This is a genomic window from Kitasatospora herbaricolor (assembly GCF_030813695.1).
In the GTDB taxonomy this organism is placed as follows: Bacteria; Actinomycetota; Actinomycetes; order Streptomycetales; family Streptomycetaceae; genus Kitasatospora; species Kitasatospora herbaricolor.
In genome coordinates this window covers 4,178,478-4,192,859 of sequence record NZ_JAUSVA010000002.1, presented here as the reverse complement: position 1 = coordinate 4,192,859, position 14,382 = coordinate 4,178,478, and the positions used below count along the sequence as shown (strand labels likewise).

The window sequence follows — 14,382 nt, the reverse complement described above, 5'->3', positions numbered from 1 at the left end:
TGGCCCTCACCCTGATAGACGTGCATCCCCCCGAGGGGTTGCAGGTGGATTCAGAAAACTTTTCCGCCGCTTCCGGGCACCCCGCGCCGCCCCCTGGGGCCTGTCGCCCGGCGCCCCGTTCCGGGCCCCGCAACACGCCCACGCCCGGGCGAGGCGTCGCGTCCGGGGCGCTGCGGACGGATACTTCAAGGGCCCCGTCAGGCAGGGCCCAGCAGGGTCCGGGTGAGGCTCCCAGCAGCGAGGACGACACCATGCCGCAGAATCCCGAGGACTACGTGGACGAGGTCGCCGCCGAGGTCGACGAGCCGGCTGAGGACGACCCGGAGGCCGACGAGTACGACGAGCTGGTGGAGCGCCGCGCACTGGGGGCGGACCCGGCGACCGACGTCGCCGACGCGGCGGAGCAGGCCCGGGTGGTCATGCTGGACGAGGACGAGTACCGCTGACACCGCGCGGCGCGCGCCGCCGATACGTCCCGATTGCCCTCCGACCTGCCGGGTACCTGCCGGGTTCCCCCCGCCCGGCCGGACCGAATCGGTTTGAACCCGTTCAAACGCTCTGGCAGGATCGGGCCGACCGGGCCTGGGGCCCGCGGAACGTGGGGGGTTGGGTCATGCGCGCGCTTTTTTCCGCTGTCGTCATGGGGGCCACGCTGGTGGGCGCTCTGACGGCCTGTGACGGCGTGACCGGGGCCGGGACCTCGGACGAGGCCGAGGCGCGGGCCGCGCTGGCCGCCTCGGCCGAGGTGATGCTGAAGGCCGGGAACGGTGCGGTGGAGATGGACTCGCCCGGCGATCTCCCCACCGCGGACGTGAAGGGCTACGCCGACTGGAAGAACGGCTCGGCGCTCGACGTCAGCAGCAGCAAGGCCGGCGGCTACCGGGTCCGGGTGGTGGGCGACGCCACCTATGTGGCGGTGCCCCCGGCGCTGGTCAAGATGTCCGGTGGCAAGCACTGGACGGCGAGCCGGCCGCTCTCCGCGGACCAGGCGACCGACGCCCAGGACACCCGCAACACCGTGCTGGCGCACCTGCTCGACCCGGTGGTCCAGCTGCGGCTGGCCACCGAGGGCGGGACGCTCAGCACGGCCCGCGACGGGGCACCCGAGGACAAGGGGACCCGCCGCTACCGCAGCGTGCTGGACGGCCGCTCGCTGATGGCGGCCCTGGGCGCGGCCGGCGTGGAACCGGACCGCACCTTCGCCCTGCGGCCCAAGGAACTGTCGAAGGAGCCGCCGGAGAAGGCCCGGACGCTCACGGCCGAGTTCGCGATCAACGACAGGCACGAACTCGTCAGCGTCAAGCTGTACTTCGTCCAGGCCGGGCGGACGTCGCTGGCGGCGGAGGGGAGCGCCCCGGTGGTCCTGCGCTGGTCGGAGCTGGGCGGTGCGCCCAAGATCGAGGCGCCGGCCAGGAAGGACATCGTGCGGGACCCCAAGGCGCGGTCGGCCGGGCCGCAGACCCCGACGCACGACGCCGCCGAGTCCTTGGAGGACGCGGTGGTCCGGGCCCAGCAGCTGACCTCGTACCGGACCAACCGGACCGGGCCGGAGGGCTCCGGCGAGCGGGCCGTACTGGCCTTCCAGCAGTCCGGGACGTCCGCCCTCTCCATCACCGCCTCCGACATCGAGACCTGGGGCAACCCGAAGACCCTCATCGACAAGGACGGCCACCAGCACGTGATCGTCACGGGCGGTGTCTACTACGCGCTCGCCGAGCTGAGCGTGGGCAAGAGCTGGCTCAGCCTGGAGAGCGGGACGGGCGATTCGAAGGCCAAGGGATACCTGGCGGCCTTCGTGGGGGCGCTCGCGGCGACCGACGAGGCGGCCTGGGTGGCGACCGAGGAGATCGGCGGCCGCCCGGCGGAGCACTACCGGGGCACCGTGGTGCTCTCCACGCTGGCCGAGTACACCGGCCCCGTGCTCGGGCAGTTCGAGCGTGACAACCTCGTCAAGGACGCCCGGGCGCACGGGCTGGACAGGGCCGACATCGACGTCTGGCTCGGCACGGACGGCCTGGTCCTGCGGACCCGGGAGTCCGGCAGCGGGTCCCAGGGCGCGTACAGCGTGACCGAGGAGTACAGCGACCACGGCGCCGTCCGCGACATCGCGGCGCCGCCGGCCGGGGACGTGATCTCGTCGAAGGACCTGCTGGACGGCCTGAAGCGGTAGGGCCGGGCGCGCCGAACCGCACCGTGGCCCCGGACGGACCCGTCCGGGGCCACTCCGTCGTTCAGAGCGCCTTGCGCCGCTGCAGCCAGGCGAAGGCCGCCCAGCCGGGCAGGACCGGCAGCAGGAAGGTCAGCAGGCGGTACAGCACCACCGCGGCCACCGCCGAGCCGCTGTCCATCGCGGCGGTCGCCACCAGCATCCGGGGCAGGGTCAGCTCGATCCAGCCCGCGCCGCCCGGGGTCGGCGCGGCGCTGCCCACGGCGTTGCCGACCAGCAGCACCACCGCGACCGAGGCGAAGCTCGGGCGGCTGTCGACGGCCTGCGCGCAGCAGTACAGGCAGGCCACGAAGCAGAGCGAGACGAGCAGCTGCCCGGCGATCCCGGCGCTCAGCCGCCCGGGGCTGCGCAGCAGGTCGAGCAGCCGGGGCAGCACCTCGGAGGTGAGCGGGCGGAGCCGGGCGGCGAGCCAGCGCCGGGCCGGCGGGACGGCCGCGACCAGGCTGAGCAGCACGGCTGCCCCGGCCAGCCCGCCGACCAGGGTCGGCAGCGCGTCCAGTTCGGAGCCGGGGTCGTTCCCCAGCAGGTAGACGAAGGCGCCGAGCTGCAGCAGGTGCAGGATCAGGCCGAGCAGCTGGCCGACGCCCACGCTGGACAGGGCCTGCGGGGTCGGGACGCCCGAGCGCTGCAGGAAGCGGGTGTTCAGGGCGATCCCGCCGACCCCGCCGGGCGAGACGATCTTGACGAAGCAGCCGGCCACCTGGGCCAGCAGGGCGTGCCAGAGGTTCACCCGCTCGGGCACGAAGCCGACGAAGCCGACGGTCGCGGCGACATGGCTGGCGGCGGCGAGGAGCACGGCCAGGGTCATCCAGCCCGGGTCGGCGCCGGCCAGGGTGGCGATCGGGTTGTGGTCGGTGGTGAAGAACTGCGGCAGCAGCAGGCAGCCCGCCACCACCCCGCCGACCACGGCCAGCAGGGTGCGCGGCCGCAGCCGCTCCAGCCGCACGGCCCGGACCGCCGCCTGCGGGCGGGTACGCAGCACCTCGGCCCGGATCGCCTCCAGCAGTTCGGGCCGCTGCTTCAGGGCGGCCCTGGTCTGCCGGGCCAGCGCTATCGGCTGGAGCAGCGGCAGGGCCGCGCCGACGGCGGCCGGGCCCAGCACCGCGACGGCGGAGCCGACCGCCCGCTCGGCGCCGGTCCGCAGGGCGAGGGTGGTGAGCAGTTGCGCGGTGTCGGCCCGCAGCACGAGGTCGCTGGCCGCGATGTCGCCGTCCGCCAGGTCGACCAGGTGGACGGCCCCGCACTCGGCCACCACGACGGCCGCGGGGACGAGTGCCCGGTGCGAGATCCGCCGGGTCTGCAGCAGCTTGAACTGGGCCCAGACGTCCGCGAGCAGCTCCTCGGTCAGCTCCTCGTCGGCGAGCAGGTCGAGCGCCCGGCCGGGCACGTGCTCGTACGCGACCAGGGCGGCGTCCGGGCCGAGTTCGGCACTGGCGACGACCCGGCGGGTGCGGACCCCGGCCGCCACCGCCGCGTACGAGACCAGTGCCTCGTGCTCCAGGCCGGTGCGCAGCGAGCGCAGCACCCGCGGGTGCGGGGCGGTGCGCAGCCGCAGCCGGCGCCAGACCCGCTGGAACAGCGCGGCGACCAGGGCCTGCCGGTCCAGCAGCAGCACGTCCAGGTCGGGTCGGCCGTCGTCCTGCCCGACCAGGTAGCGGTCCGGGCCGGACGGCGTGATGGTGCGCGGGCGAAGCCCGACCTGGCGCAGGCTGAGCGCCAGCGCGGCCGGCCGGGGCCGCGGGTCCGGGACCCCGACGGCGTACAGCGTGCCGTGCGCCACGGTGGCGCCGATCAGCAGGCCGAGCAGCAGCGAGAGCGGGCCGGCGTACCCGCTGAGCAGGCCGGCCACGCCGGAGAGGGCGAAGGCGACCCGGGGCCGGTGGCGGTCGCGGGCGCCCGCGGCGATCAGGAAGGCCAGCACCGGCGCCAGGTAGCCGTAGACCGGCTCGGTGTGGCCGGGGCCGTCGGGCAGCGGGTGGGTGAGGGCGTCCAGCAGGGAGGCCGGGGCGGCGCCGTCGATCCAGAGGTCGAGGGCGACGCAGAGCCCGTACGCCACGGTGGCGGCCAGCAGGCCGTCCGCCACCTGCTGGCGTCCGCGCCGGCGGTCGTGGCCGAGCAGCAGCCGGGCGCCGGCGACGGCGGGGACGAGCAGCAGGGCGGCGGTCGACAGCGCCCCGGCGATCCGGGACACCGCGTGCGGGATCAGGTCGACGCCCTGGGCGATGTCGGCGTCCATGCCGCCGGCGGTGGCCTGGGCGTAGTCGGCGAGCAGCAGGGTGAGGCAGATCGCGGCCAGGCCGAGCAGCAGCCGGATCAGCGCGGCGGGCTGCCGCACCCGGTCGGTGCCGCCGACCATCCGGCGGACGGGTGCTCCGGCGGGTGCGGTCGGGGGCGGTCCGGCGGGACGGTCCGTCTCCGTGCCGCTGCCTTGTCGATCTGTCACCGTGGCCACGCGGCATGCTCCCATGCCGGGCCGCCCGGGGGGAGTGGCGGCCCCGGTCCGGGGGCGGCCGGGGCGGATCCGGTCGGCGCTGGTGGGCGCCGGTCGGGCCGGGCGGGCGCCGGTCAGGCCTGCCGGGTGGGGACGACGACCAGCCGGCTCAGGTTGACCTCCCGGCGGCGGCTGACGGTGTAGCCGATCAGGTCGGCGATGTCCTCGGAGGTGAGCGCGGGGATGGCCGCGAACATCCCGCCCAGCTGCTCGGCGAGCTCCGGGTTGTCGATGTGCCCGCCCAGCTCGGTGCTGGTGAGACCGGGCTCGACGGTGGTGACCCGGACGTCGCGCGGGCCCAGTTCGGTGCGCAGGGCCGCGGAGAGCTGGGTGAGGCCGGCCTTGGTGGCCGCGTACACGGCGTAGTCCGGGAACACCACGTGCGAGGCGATCGAGGAGACGTTCACCAGGTCGGCGGTGCGGCCGGCCCCGGCGGCGCCGGTCAGGTCGGGGACGAAGGCCCGGATCACCCGCAGGGCGCCGGTCAGGTTGGTGTCGATCATGCGGCTCCACTCGTCGAGCCGGCCCTGGCCGATCGGGTTGGGCAGCATCACGCCGGCGTTGTTGACCACCAGGTCGACCCGGCCGTACGCGGCCCGGACGCGGTCGGCGGCGGCGTCCACCGAGGCCTGGTCGGTGACGTCGACCGTCACCGCGAGGGCCTGGCCGCCGTCCGCGCCGATCTTGGCGGCGAGGTCGTCCAGCCGGTCGGCCCGGCGGGCCAGCAGGGCGACCCGGGCGCCGTTGGCGGCGAGCAGGCGGGCGGTGGCCTCGCCCATCCCGCTGGCGGCGCCGGTGACGACGGCGGTGCGTCCGGCGAGGGTGGGGTAGCTCATGGGGTTCTCCTTGGCTCAGGTCGTTCGTGCGAGGGGTGCGGTCCGGCGGTGGGCCGGGCCCGGCGGATCCCACTCTGCGCGCCCGCCGGGCGGCGGCCCAGGCCTCGCTCTTCCTGGGAAAGCCAGTACCAGGCTGGGCCGGTGAGGCCGGGCTAGCCTGGACTGATGGAGAACACGGTGGGGGAGTTCCTGCGGTCCAGGCGGGCCCGGATCCAGCCCGAGGAGGTCGGTCTCCCCTCGCACGGGCGCCGGCGCGTCCAGGGTCTGCGGCGCGAGGAGGTCGCGCAGCTGGCCGGGGTGAGCGTGGACTACTACATCCGCCTGGAGCAGGGCCGCGGCACCTCCGCCTCCGACGCGGTGCTGGACGCGGTGGGCCGGGTGCTGCGCCTGGACGAGGTGGAGCAGGCCCACCTGCGCGACCTGCTCCGCCCCGCCCGGGCGGCGGGCCGTGCCGTCCGGGGCCGCCAGCAGGTCAGGGAGGGCGTCCGGCTGCTGCTGGAGATGATGGACGCGGTGCCCGCCTTCGTGCTCGGCCGCCGGATGGACGTGCTGGCCTGGAACGGGCTCGCCGACTCGCTGCTCGGCTTCAGCGGCCAGCCCCCGGAGGAGTGCAACACCGCCAGGCACGTCTTCCTCGACCCGGGCGCGCGGGACTGCTACCCGCAGTGGGAAGCGGTCGCCGCCGAGACCGTCGCCTACCTCCGGCTGGACGCCGGCCGCTACCCGCAGGACCGCCGCCTCAGCGCGCTGGTCGGCGAACTCTCCGTCCGCAGCCAGGAGTTCCGCCGGCTCTGGGCCGACCACCAGGTCAGGGAGAAGACCCACGGCAGCAAGCTGATCCGGCATCCGCTGACGGGGACGCTCAGCTTCGGGTACGAGACGCTCGCGATCGCGGGCGCCGCCGACCAGCTGCTGATCACCTACACCACCCCGGCGGGCTCCCCGACGGCGCAGAAGCTGGCGGCGCTGGCGAGCTGGACGGCGGACGGCCCGGCGGGATCCGCGCCGCGCGGGCGGGCCGCGGCGGCGGAGGAGGGCGCGGGGCCGCCCGGCTGAGCGCGGCCCGGCGCGGTTCCCGGCCGCCGGGCCCCGGCCTCACTACCCTGCCTACATGAGCGCGTGCGAAGACCTTGCGGCGGCCCCGGCGGACATCGCGCCGTCGCCCCCGACCGACGGATGCGCCGACTGCCTCGCCGCGGGCAGCCGGGACTGGGTGCACCTGCGGCTCTGCCTGGACTGCGGGCACATCGGCTGCTGCGACAACTCGCCGCAGCGGCACGCCAGCGCCCACTTCCACAACAGCTCCCACCCGGTGATCCGCTCGTACGAGCCGGGCGAGGAATGGCGCTGGTGCTACGTCCACGAGGCGATGGGCTGAGCGCCGTGCGGCGATCGGCGCACTCCTGAGCGACCTGCCCCGGCCGGCCGCCGGTACCGCGCGGGCGGGTGCCGGCCGAGCCTTCGACCGGGTGGCCGAGGGGCCGGTTCGGGTGCCTGGCGGGGCATCCCGAGCTGTGCCGCCCGGGCCGGACACCCACCCGGGAAAATGTGTACATCGGATGAAATCCGGACATAACATCCCGTGCGGCTCCCTTGCCCCGCAGGTGCGGCGCGAGCGCCGCCGAAGGGAGAACAACGATGACCAAGCAATCGTCGGCCCGGATGAGCAAGCTCCAGCGCGGCACCCAGGAACTGCTGGAACGCCGCGGGATGGCGGCGACGCCACGGCCGCTCGGGCCGCCGCCGCTCACCAACGCGCCGCCGACCGGGGCACCCGGCATGCACTTCGGGGACAGCACGTTCCGCCACGGCGGCCGGGAGGGCACGTCGACGGCCATGCACTCCGCCCCCGCCATGCACGCCGAGCTGAAGGGCCACCGCCACCGCGGCGCGGAGAAGCACTCCGCCCACTGAGCCCGGTCAGGGGGCGGGAGCCGCCGGCCGTCCGCCGGCCGCGCTCCCGCCCCTGACGCGTGCTCGGCCGCGGCTCGGGGGAATCCCCCGGCGGGATCAGGGGCGGCTCGGGGCCCGTCCCGGATGGCCCGGCCGCGCGGTTCCGGCAGGCTGCTCGACGGAAGCACCACCCCGCCGCCGACCGCCTGGAGCGACTCCCGTGAACTCGTCCGCGCACCGCACCCGTTGGACCACCCTGGCGGCCGCCGCCACCCTGGTCGCCGCCGTCGCGGCCGGCGCCGGGACGCCCGCGCTCGCGGCCGGGCCCGCCGCCACCGGCCCGTCCGCCGCCACCGCCCCGCCGGCCCGGCCGGACCGGGGCGCGCTCGCCCGGACCATCGCCGACCTCCCCGACGAGGGGATCACCGGCGCGCTCGTCCGGGCCGGCGGCCGCGGCGGGCAGTGGTCCGGCACGGCGGGCGACGGGGTGGATCCGGACGGCCGGTTCCGGATCGGCAGCATCTCGAAGGTCTTCACCGCCACCGTGGTCCTGCAACTCGCGGCCGAGCGCCGGCTCGCCTTGGACGCGCCCGTCCAGCGCTACCTCCCGGGCCTGCTGCCCGCGGACCGTCCGGCCGTCACCGTCGGCCAACTGCTCGACCACACCAGCGGACTGCCCGGCGGCTCCGGCCTCACCTCGGGCGACGGCAGCGCCGGCTGGTTCGCCGACCACCGCACCGACTCCTGGACGCCGTCCGAGGTGGTCACCGCCGCGCTCGCCGGCCCGATGAGCTTCGCGCCCGGCAGCGCCCAGCAGTACAACGGGATCAACACCTTCGTCGCCGGGATGGTCGTCGAGAAGGTGACCGGCCGTACCTTCGCCCAGGAGGTGCAGACCCGGATCGCCCGGCCGCTGGGCCTGCGCGACACCTACCTGCCCGCCGCCGGCGACACCTCGCTGCCCGGCCCCTCGGCGCACGGCTACCTGACGGTGCCCGGCCCCGGCGGGGCGGGCGGCCCGGGGGTCCGGGTGGACGTCACCGAGCAGAGCCCCTGGCCGTGGGCCGAGGGCGGCATGATCTCCTCCGCCCCGGACCTGGAGCGGTTCATGACCGCGCTCTTCCGCGGCCGGCTGCTGCCGCCCGCCCAGCAGGCCGAGCTGTTCACGGTGCCCGACGTTCCCAACGTCCGGAACAAGAACTGCGAGATCGGCCCGACCGCCGGACGGGCGTGCTTCAGCATGGGCCTGATGAGCGTCACGCTGCCCGACGGCACGGTCGTCTGGGGCAAGACCGGCAGCCGTCCGGGCTACACCGGCGGCCTGTTCGCCACCCGTGACCTGAGCCGCCACGTCGTCTACTCGTTCAACCCGACCGGCCTGAACGGCGAGGAGTTCCCGCACGTGTGGGCCGTGGTGACGACGGCCTTCGGCTCGGGGCAGGCCTACTGAGGAGGCCGAGGGGGCCGAGGGGGCCGAGGGGGCCGAGGGGGCTGAGGAGACTGGGGCGGCCGAGGAGGCTGAACGGGTGGGGTCGCGGCCGGTGGTTCGCGTCCGGTCCCGCCCCGGCGGACCGTGGCACAGTGGGGGCGCACATTCTCGATCCGCGCCGGTCCGCCGGTCGCGCACTCCAGAAGGAGTCACCATGTCGGACGGCCCGCTGAAGTCCCGTGAGGAATGGCTCGCTTCGCTGCCGCGCGCGTACGCGGCCGCCGGATGCCTGCTCCGGGACGAGGAGGGGCGGGTGCTGATCGTCAAGGCCGGCTACCGCCAGCACTGGCAGTTCCCGGGCGGCACCATCGACCTCGGCGAGGGCCCGGACGCCTGCGCAGCAAGGGAGTTGGAGGAGGAGACCGGGATCGTCCGGGAGGCCGGCGACCTGCTGGTGGTGGCCTGGACGCACCCGTCCGCCGAGCTGGCGCACCCCGCGATCCACTTCCTCTTCGACCTCGGCAGCATCGCGGGCGACACCCCGGTGACCCTCCCGGCCGGGGAGCTGGACAGCTACCGCTGGGCCCCGGTCGAGGAGGCGCTCCAACTGCTCGGCCCGGCGCGCTCGTTGCGACTGGCGGCCGGGCTGGAGGCGCGTGCGGACGGGCGGGTGCGGATGGTCACCAGCCCGGTCTCCGGCTTCTGAGCAGGCCGTTCGGCGGTGTCACCGGCGTTGCCGGCGAGGGGCGGCGCGTCGAACTGACGTCCTGTCATATCCCTTGGTGTGCAGATGAAATGGATGATCCCCCGGATGTAGCATCCGGGGGATCAGACCGTTACGACTGCCTGGCCACATTTTTCTTGGCGGAAAGATCACCAGGCGGCCGCACACATCGAGTGGCCGACGCCGGCCGAGCCCGATCCCCAGAGTGTACGCACGCCGAGCGGCGCGCGGAGCCCTCGGCGCGTCGGCGGGGGCGCGGCGCCCTCGGGAGAAGCCATGAACCTCAGCGACACCGCCGCAGCCCGCCCCGCCGCCTGGACGGCCCCCGCCAACGAGTTCCGCACCAGGCTCGGCCAGTGGATGCAGCAGATCCCCACCGGCGGGGCCTGGAAGTCCTTCGGATCGGCGTTCGCGCTCTTCCTGATGCACGCCGCCCAGAAGGCCGACGCCGACGGGACCAACCTCCACCGGGCTCCCTCGAACGAGTGGTTCGCCAAGTCCTGCCGGACGTCCAAGGACTCCATCCCCCGGTTCTACCGGGCCGCCGCCGAGGCCGGGCTGATGACCCTCGCCTTCGGGCCCTCCGGCGCCCGGGTGCGGGGCTACGCCTGCGTGCTGCCGATCGGCGGGGTCCCCCGCTGGGAGGCGGCCCTGGCCGTCCTCCGGCAGGACCGCCGCAGGGTCCGGCAGGCCGCCCGCCGGACGGCCGACCGGCCCGCGGTGGCGGCCGGAGGCCCCGCGGGGACGAGCGAGGCCGTGCCCGCCGTGCCCGCTGCCGGTGCCGTGCCTGCTCCCGCTGCCGTGCCTGCCGCCGGTGCCGTGCCCGCGTCCCGTGCCGCGACCGTCGACAACTCCGCACACGACGCCCGCCCCGGCCCCGTGCCCGGGTGCCCGCCCCGTAAGTCCGCACGTGCGGGCCTGCCCGGCGAGGGCGCCGGGAGAAACAGCTCCGCACGTGCTGGTTCGGGCAGGTCCGCACGTACCGGCTCACAGGTCCGCACGTGCGGGCCCGACCAGGAAGCCGACTACCAGGACAGGACGACGGCTGGTCTTTCCCGGCCCGTAACCACTCCGCGCGTGCGGGCGTTGTTGAGCGTGGGGGGAGCGGCCGCAGCGGCCGGCCCCGCCCCGGCCGAGCCCCTCCCGGCCGGACCGAGGACCGCCGGGCCTGCCGGCCCCGACGACCTGGAGCACACCGGTGGACCGCAGCATCGCGACCGGCCGCCGGCGGGCGTTCCCGCCGCACCGGCCTGCGCCGCACCGCCCCCCGAGCCGGCCGGACCGGCCGCGCCCGGCGCCGGGTGGCCGGCGGGGGAGGTCGTCCGCCCAGGAACGCCCGGGTGGGACGAGCTACGTGCCACCATGCGGGCGATCCGTGAGCGCCTGGGCGGTGGCCGCCGCCGGTGACGCCCCGGATCCCGGCGGCCCGGCGCCCCCGTGACGTGCGGACCTGCGGTCAGAGGTTCAGCTTGAACCCGTCGTGGCTACGGGCGAAGCCGAGCGAGGCGTAGAAGGCGTGGGCCCCGGCGCGGCGTTTGTCGCTGGTCAGCTGGACGAGCGTGCAGCCGCGCCGCCGGGCCCGCTCGACGGCCTCGCCGATCAGCCGGCGGCCCAGCCCGTCGCCGCGCCGGTCGGCCCGGACCCGGACGCCCTCCAGCAGGGCCCGCTCCTCGCCGTGCCGGCCGAGGCCGGGGATGTAGGTGAGCTGCAGGTACCCCAGGACGGTGCCGTCGCCCTCGTCCAGGACGAGCATCTCGTTGCGGGCGTCGCCGTCCACCGCCTCGAAGGCCCGGCTGTACGCCTCGTCCACCCGGACGCCGGCGGGGTCGGTGACCCGCTCCTCGTCGGTGAGCAGGGCGATGATGGCGGGGAGGTCCTGGCGGACGGCGTCACGGAAGATCACGGGTGGATCATCGCAGCCGGCGCTTCGAGCAGCCGGGCGCGGGCGGCGGCCAGGTCGGCGGGGCCGAGTCCGGCGGCGAGCAGCCGGGCCTGCGGGTCGAAGCCGTCCAGGGCGGCGAGCAGGGCGTCGTCGGCGGTGGTGCCGGCCCGTTCCAGGGCGGCGGCGATCAGCGCTTCCTCGTCGGGGCGTCCGAGCATGGCCCAGAGAGGGCGCAGGTTGGGGCCGCTGAGCAGGTAGTCGGCGACGATCGCGGCGGGCTCGACGCCCGCCAGGGTGAGCAGCAGCAGGGTGGCCAGGCCGGTGCGGTCACGGCCCGCCCCGCAGTGCACGACCACCCCGCCGGGCCGGGCCCGGGCGACGGCCGCGACGATCTCGGCGATCGCGCCGGGGCACTCGTCGAGGTAGGGGCGCAGCGCGAGCGGGGTGCCGTCGAGTTCGCCCCAGCGCTGCCACCAGGAGGCGCCGGCCAGTTCGTCGAGCGGTATCCGGACCAGGTCGAGGTCGGCGGGCAGCGGCAGCAGCGGCTTGTACTCGTCGGCGTTGCGCAGGTCGATCACGGTGCGGACGCCGTGGGCGCGCAGGGCCTCCCAGCCCTCGGCGGTGAGCCGGTCGAGGTTGTCGGCCCGGACGACGGCGCGGTGGCGGGTGCGGCCCCCGGCGGTGGTCGGCAGGCCGCCCAGATCCCGTACGTTGAGGCATCCGTCCCAGGTCAGGGTGCGCCTCTCGGCCTGTGCGCCGGTGTCTGTCATCGGTTCCCCCCGTGTCCGGTGGAGGCGGTCGCCCCCTGTGTTGTGACTCCTGGGGCGGCCCGGTGGTTCCGGGGCGGGCTCTTCGCCCGATGCCGCGTCAGGTCCGCCGCCGGGCTCGGGGGCGGCGGCCCGGGCAGGTCGCCGGGTCAGGCGGCGGCGGGCGCGGGGAGGGCGGCGGCCTCGGCCCGGACGAGCTTCTCCATCGGGTCGGCGGCGGCCCGGCCGAGCACGGCGGCGACCATCATCGCGGCCACCAGGAAGACCGTCGACAGCCAGGCCATGGTGCTCACCGGCAGGGTGAAGGCGCCGGTCACCCGGGCCGCGCACTCGCCGGACAGGGCCAGGCCCCAGATCGCGGAGAAGGCGCGCTCCTGCCGGCGGAAGGCCCGCGAGCCGGCCGCCCGGCCGTCGGCGAGCCGCTCCCAGGCGGCCGTGCGGAGCCGGTCGCCCTTGGTCAGGAAGGGCATCAGCACGCCGGACATCAGCGGCCGCCCGGCGGCCGACGAGGCCAGCACCGCCAGGCCGACGGCCCCGCTGAGCAGGCCGTCCTTGGCGATCATCAGGCGGGCGTCGCCGGTGACGCCCGCCAGCACCAGGCCGAGCAGGTTCACCGTGAGCATCAGGGCGGCCCAGGTGTTGAGCCGGCGTTCGCGCAGCAGACCGAGGACCGTCCGGGCGGCGGGGATCACGCTGGCCAGGCCGAGGGCCGCGACCTGGCTGAGACCCAGCGCGGAGTGCAGCAGGAAGTAGCCGCCGAGCGGGGCCAGCACGTCGATCGCCAGGGGTGCGTAGGCCGAGCGGGTGCTCGCGGTCGCGGTCGCGGCGCGGGGGGCGGTCGCGGTGCCGGTGCCGGTGCCGGTGCTGGTCAGGATCTGGCTCATGGTGGCTGCCTCCGCCGGGAGTTGGCGCCGGGCGGTGCGCCCCGCGTCGTGCCTCCAGTCTGGCGATCCGGCCACCCGCCCCAGCAGTGCCTTCCGTTGCCGGATCGGCGTGACAACTGTCATGGGAGCGAGCGTGACACGCCGCCCGAGAGGCCTACCGGCCGGGGAAGACCCAGAGTTCGCGTCCCAGGGTGTCCTCGCAGCGCACCGCCCGGAACCGCTCGTCCCCGGCGGAGAGGAAGCCCTCGGCGACGCCTTGCAGGACCTCCCGGGCGACCTGGTCGGACCGGCGCCAGGCGCCGGTGAGGACGAGTGACTTGTCGGCGAGTTCGGCACGCTGGATCCGGCCGACCGAGGCGCCCAGCAGGACGGCGTTGACGTCGGCGAGCCCCGCGCGGGAGAGGTAGGTCTCGCCGGTGCGGGCCCGGTCGACCAGGCGCAGCAGCTCGGGCAGGGCGTAGTGCCGGACGGCGGCGACGGCGTCCTCCACGGCGACCTGCCAGCGCGGGCCGGGGAGCACCTCCCACCACATCTCGTCCTGCACGGGCAGCAGTTCCCCGATCCGGGCCCGCCAGATCTCGACGCCGTGGCGGACCCGGGGGTCGGGGCGCAGCCCGGGCAGGCCGCTGTCGGCCCAGTCCTGCTTGCCGGTCAGACTGAGTTCGAGGGTGAACCGCACCCGGTCGCCCAGCGGCCGGCGGACGACGCCGATCAGGGCCCAATGGCCCTCGTCGGGGAGGCTGAAGGTGTGCCGCCAACCGCTGAGGCCCAGGGCGCGCATGGCGGGCGCGAAGTGGTCGCGCAGCCCGTCCGTGTAGAGCTCTTGGGCGGTCTTCATCACGTCTTCCTGGTCGGCGGAGCGGGGCGGGGCGGGCGCACCGGCCCGCCCGGCCGTGCGGGCCGGTGGGTGAGGTGCTGCGACGGGGCACGTGGCCGGGCAGCGGCGCGGCCGGGCGGTGCGGGGGCGGGCCACGGGGCCGGCCCGGGGGAGCGCGGCTGTGCAGGGGCGGCGGTCGCCCGTGGAGGGCAGGCGCGTTGTGTGGAGAAACCGTGGAGGTCCGGTGTTGCTCCGGTTCTCCTCCAACGTATGCGGGGTGCGGGTATCGGGACCGCGGGCGAACGGCAGCGGCCGACGGGACCTTGGACCCCGTGGGGCAGGGGGTTTGGTCCCGCCCGCCGCAACACGGAGTTCACCGGGCACCCGTCCGGCCGGGGACCGGATGCCGCATGATGGGGCGAGTGCACAGTG

14 protein-coding genes are annotated in these 14,382 nt (G+C 75.7%); 8 read left to right on the top strand and 6 right to left on the bottom strand.

Features of this window, described 5'->3' with window-relative positions; genetic code table 11:
- Nucleotides 1–251 precede the first annotated feature (251 nt).
- Together J2S46_RS18680 and J2S46_RS18675 are read left to right on the top strand one after the other, a co-directional pair.
- Nucleotides 252–446 (top strand): hypothetical protein, encoded by a 195-nt coding sequence (locus tag J2S46_RS18680; protein WP_191288885.1) that lies wholly within the window; start codon nt 252–254, stop codon nt 444–446.
- Nucleotides 447–640: 194 nt separating this feature from the next.
- Entirely contained in the window at nt 641–2,170 is a 1,530-nt protein-coding gene (locus J2S46_RS18675; protein WP_191288884.1) for an SCO4651 family lipoprotein, read from the top strand.
- Nucleotides 2,171–2,231: 61 nt separating this feature from the next.
- Here J2S46_RS18675 and J2S46_RS18670 read toward each other — a convergent pair whose 3' ends face one another.
- Both J2S46_RS18670 and J2S46_RS18665 read right to left on the bottom strand, forming a co-directional pair.
- Nucleotides 2,232–4,670: a lysylphosphatidylglycerol synthase domain-containing protein gene (locus J2S46_RS18670; RefSeq protein WP_191288883.1), complete on the bottom strand. Its 2,439-nt coding sequence runs from the start codon at nt 4,668–4,670 to the stop codon at nt 2,232–2,234.
- Nucleotides 4,671–4,792: 122 nt separating this feature from the next.
- Entirely contained in the window at nt 4,793–5,554 is a 762-nt protein-coding gene (locus J2S46_RS18665) for an SDR family oxidoreductase (protein WP_191288882.1), read from the bottom strand.
- A 165-nt stretch (nt 5,555–5,719) separates the two neighbouring features.
- Here J2S46_RS18665 and J2S46_RS18660 point away from each other — a divergent pair, with 165 nt between their 5' ends.
- The 6 genes from J2S46_RS18660 (at nt 5,720) to J2S46_RS18635 (ending at nt 11,007) form a co-directional block, all read left to right on the top strand.
- Entirely contained in the window at nt 5,720–6,610 is an 891-nt protein-coding gene (locus tag J2S46_RS18660; protein ID WP_191288881.1) for a helix-turn-helix transcriptional regulator, read from the top strand.
- Nucleotides 6,611–6,665: 55 nt separating this feature from the next.
- Nucleotides 6,666–6,932 (top strand): UBP-type zinc finger domain-containing protein, encoded by a 267-nt coding sequence (locus tag J2S46_RS18655; protein WP_191288880.1) that lies wholly within the window; start codon nt 6,666–6,668, stop codon nt 6,930–6,932.
- 260 nt (nt 6,933–7,192) lie between these two features.
- Nucleotides 7,193–7,468 carry a hypothetical protein gene (locus J2S46_RS18650; protein ID WP_191288879.1) on the top strand — a complete coding sequence of 92 codons (276 nt, stop codon included), beginning with the start codon at nt 7,193–7,195 and terminating at the stop codon, nt 7,466–7,468.
- Nucleotides 7,469–7,667: 199 nt separating this feature from the next.
- A complete protein-coding gene (locus J2S46_RS18645) occupies nt 7,668–8,897 on the top strand; it encodes a serine hydrolase domain-containing protein (RefSeq protein ID WP_229912351.1) in 1,230 nt (409 codons plus the stop codon).
- A 193-nt stretch (nt 8,898–9,090) separates the two neighbouring features.
- On the top strand, nt 9,091–9,582 hold the full coding sequence (locus tag J2S46_RS18640) for an NUDIX domain-containing protein (protein ID WP_191288878.1): 492 nt from the start codon (nt 9,091–9,093) through the stop codon (nt 9,580–9,582).
- A gap of 294 nt (nt 9,583–9,876) precedes the next feature.
- Nucleotides 9,877–11,007, top strand: coding sequence for a hypothetical protein (locus J2S46_RS18635; RefSeq protein ID WP_191288877.1), 1,131 nt, complete (start codon nt 9,877–9,879; stop codon nt 11,005–11,007).
- 49 nt (nt 11,008–11,056) lie between these two features.
- On the opposite strand, the gene J2S46_RS18630 is transcribed toward J2S46_RS18635, so the two are convergent.
- From J2S46_RS18630 to J2S46_RS18615, 4 genes are all read right to left on the bottom strand, one after another.
- Nucleotides 11,057–11,503, bottom strand: a complete 447-nt coding sequence (locus J2S46_RS18630; RefSeq protein ID WP_191288876.1) for a GNAT family N-acetyltransferase — start codon at nt 11,501–11,503, stop codon at nt 11,057–11,059.
- Nucleotides 11,500–12,252 (bottom strand): tyrosine-protein phosphatase, encoded by a 753-nt coding sequence (locus tag J2S46_RS18625; RefSeq protein WP_191288875.1) that lies wholly within the window; start codon nt 12,250–12,252, stop codon nt 11,500–11,502. Before J2S46_RS18625 ends, J2S46_RS18630 begins: the two co-directional genes overlap by 4 nt.
- A gap of 146 nt (nt 12,253–12,398) precedes the next feature.
- A complete protein-coding gene (locus tag J2S46_RS18620) occupies nt 12,399–13,133 on the bottom strand; it encodes a VC0807 family protein (RefSeq protein ID WP_229912350.1) in 735 nt (244 codons plus the stop codon).
- 154 nt (nt 13,134–13,287) lie between these two features.
- Entirely contained in the window at nt 13,288–13,971 is a 684-nt protein-coding gene (locus J2S46_RS18615; protein ID WP_191288874.1) for a hypothetical protein, read from the bottom strand.
- Nucleotides 13,972–14,382: the final 411 nt, after the last annotated feature.

Coding starts and splice junctions, on each gene's coding strand:
- J2S46_RS18680 (WP_191288885.1), top strand. CDS start 252: ATGCCGCAGAATCCCGAGGACTACGTGGACGAGGTCGCCGCCGAGGTC.
- J2S46_RS18675 (WP_191288884.1), top strand. CDS start 641: ATGGGGGCCACGCTGGTGGGCGCTCTGACGGCCTGTGACGGCGTGACC.
- J2S46_RS18665 (WP_191288882.1), bottom strand. CDS start 5,554: ATGAGCTACCCCACCCTCGCCGGACGCACCGCCGTCGTCACCGGCGCC.
- J2S46_RS18660 (WP_191288881.1), top strand. CDS start 5,720: ATGGAGAACACGGTGGGGGAGTTCCTGCGGTCCAGGCGGGCCCGGATC.
- J2S46_RS18655 (WP_191288880.1), top strand. CDS start 6,666: ATGAGCGCGTGCGAAGACCTTGCGGCGGCCCCGGCGGACATCGCGCCG.
- J2S46_RS18650 (WP_191288879.1), top strand. CDS start 7,193: ATGACCAAGCAATCGTCGGCCCGGATGAGCAAGCTCCAGCGCGGCACC.
- J2S46_RS18640 (WP_191288878.1), top strand. CDS start 9,091: ATGTCGGACGGCCCGCTGAAGTCCCGTGAGGAATGGCTCGCTTCGCTG.
- J2S46_RS18635 (WP_191288877.1), top strand. CDS start 9,877: ATGAACCTCAGCGACACCGCCGCAGCCCGCCCCGCCGCCTGGACGGCC.
- J2S46_RS18625 (WP_191288875.1), bottom strand. CDS start 12,252: ATGACAGACACCGGCGCACAGGCCGAGAGGCGCACCCTGACCTGGGAC.
- J2S46_RS18620 (WP_229912350.1), bottom strand. CDS start 13,133: ATGAGCCAGATCCTGACCAGCACCGGCACCGGCACCGGCACCGCGACC.
- J2S46_RS18615 (WP_191288874.1), bottom strand. CDS start 13,971: ATGAAGACCGCCCAAGAGCTCTACACGGACGGGCTGCGCGACCACTTC.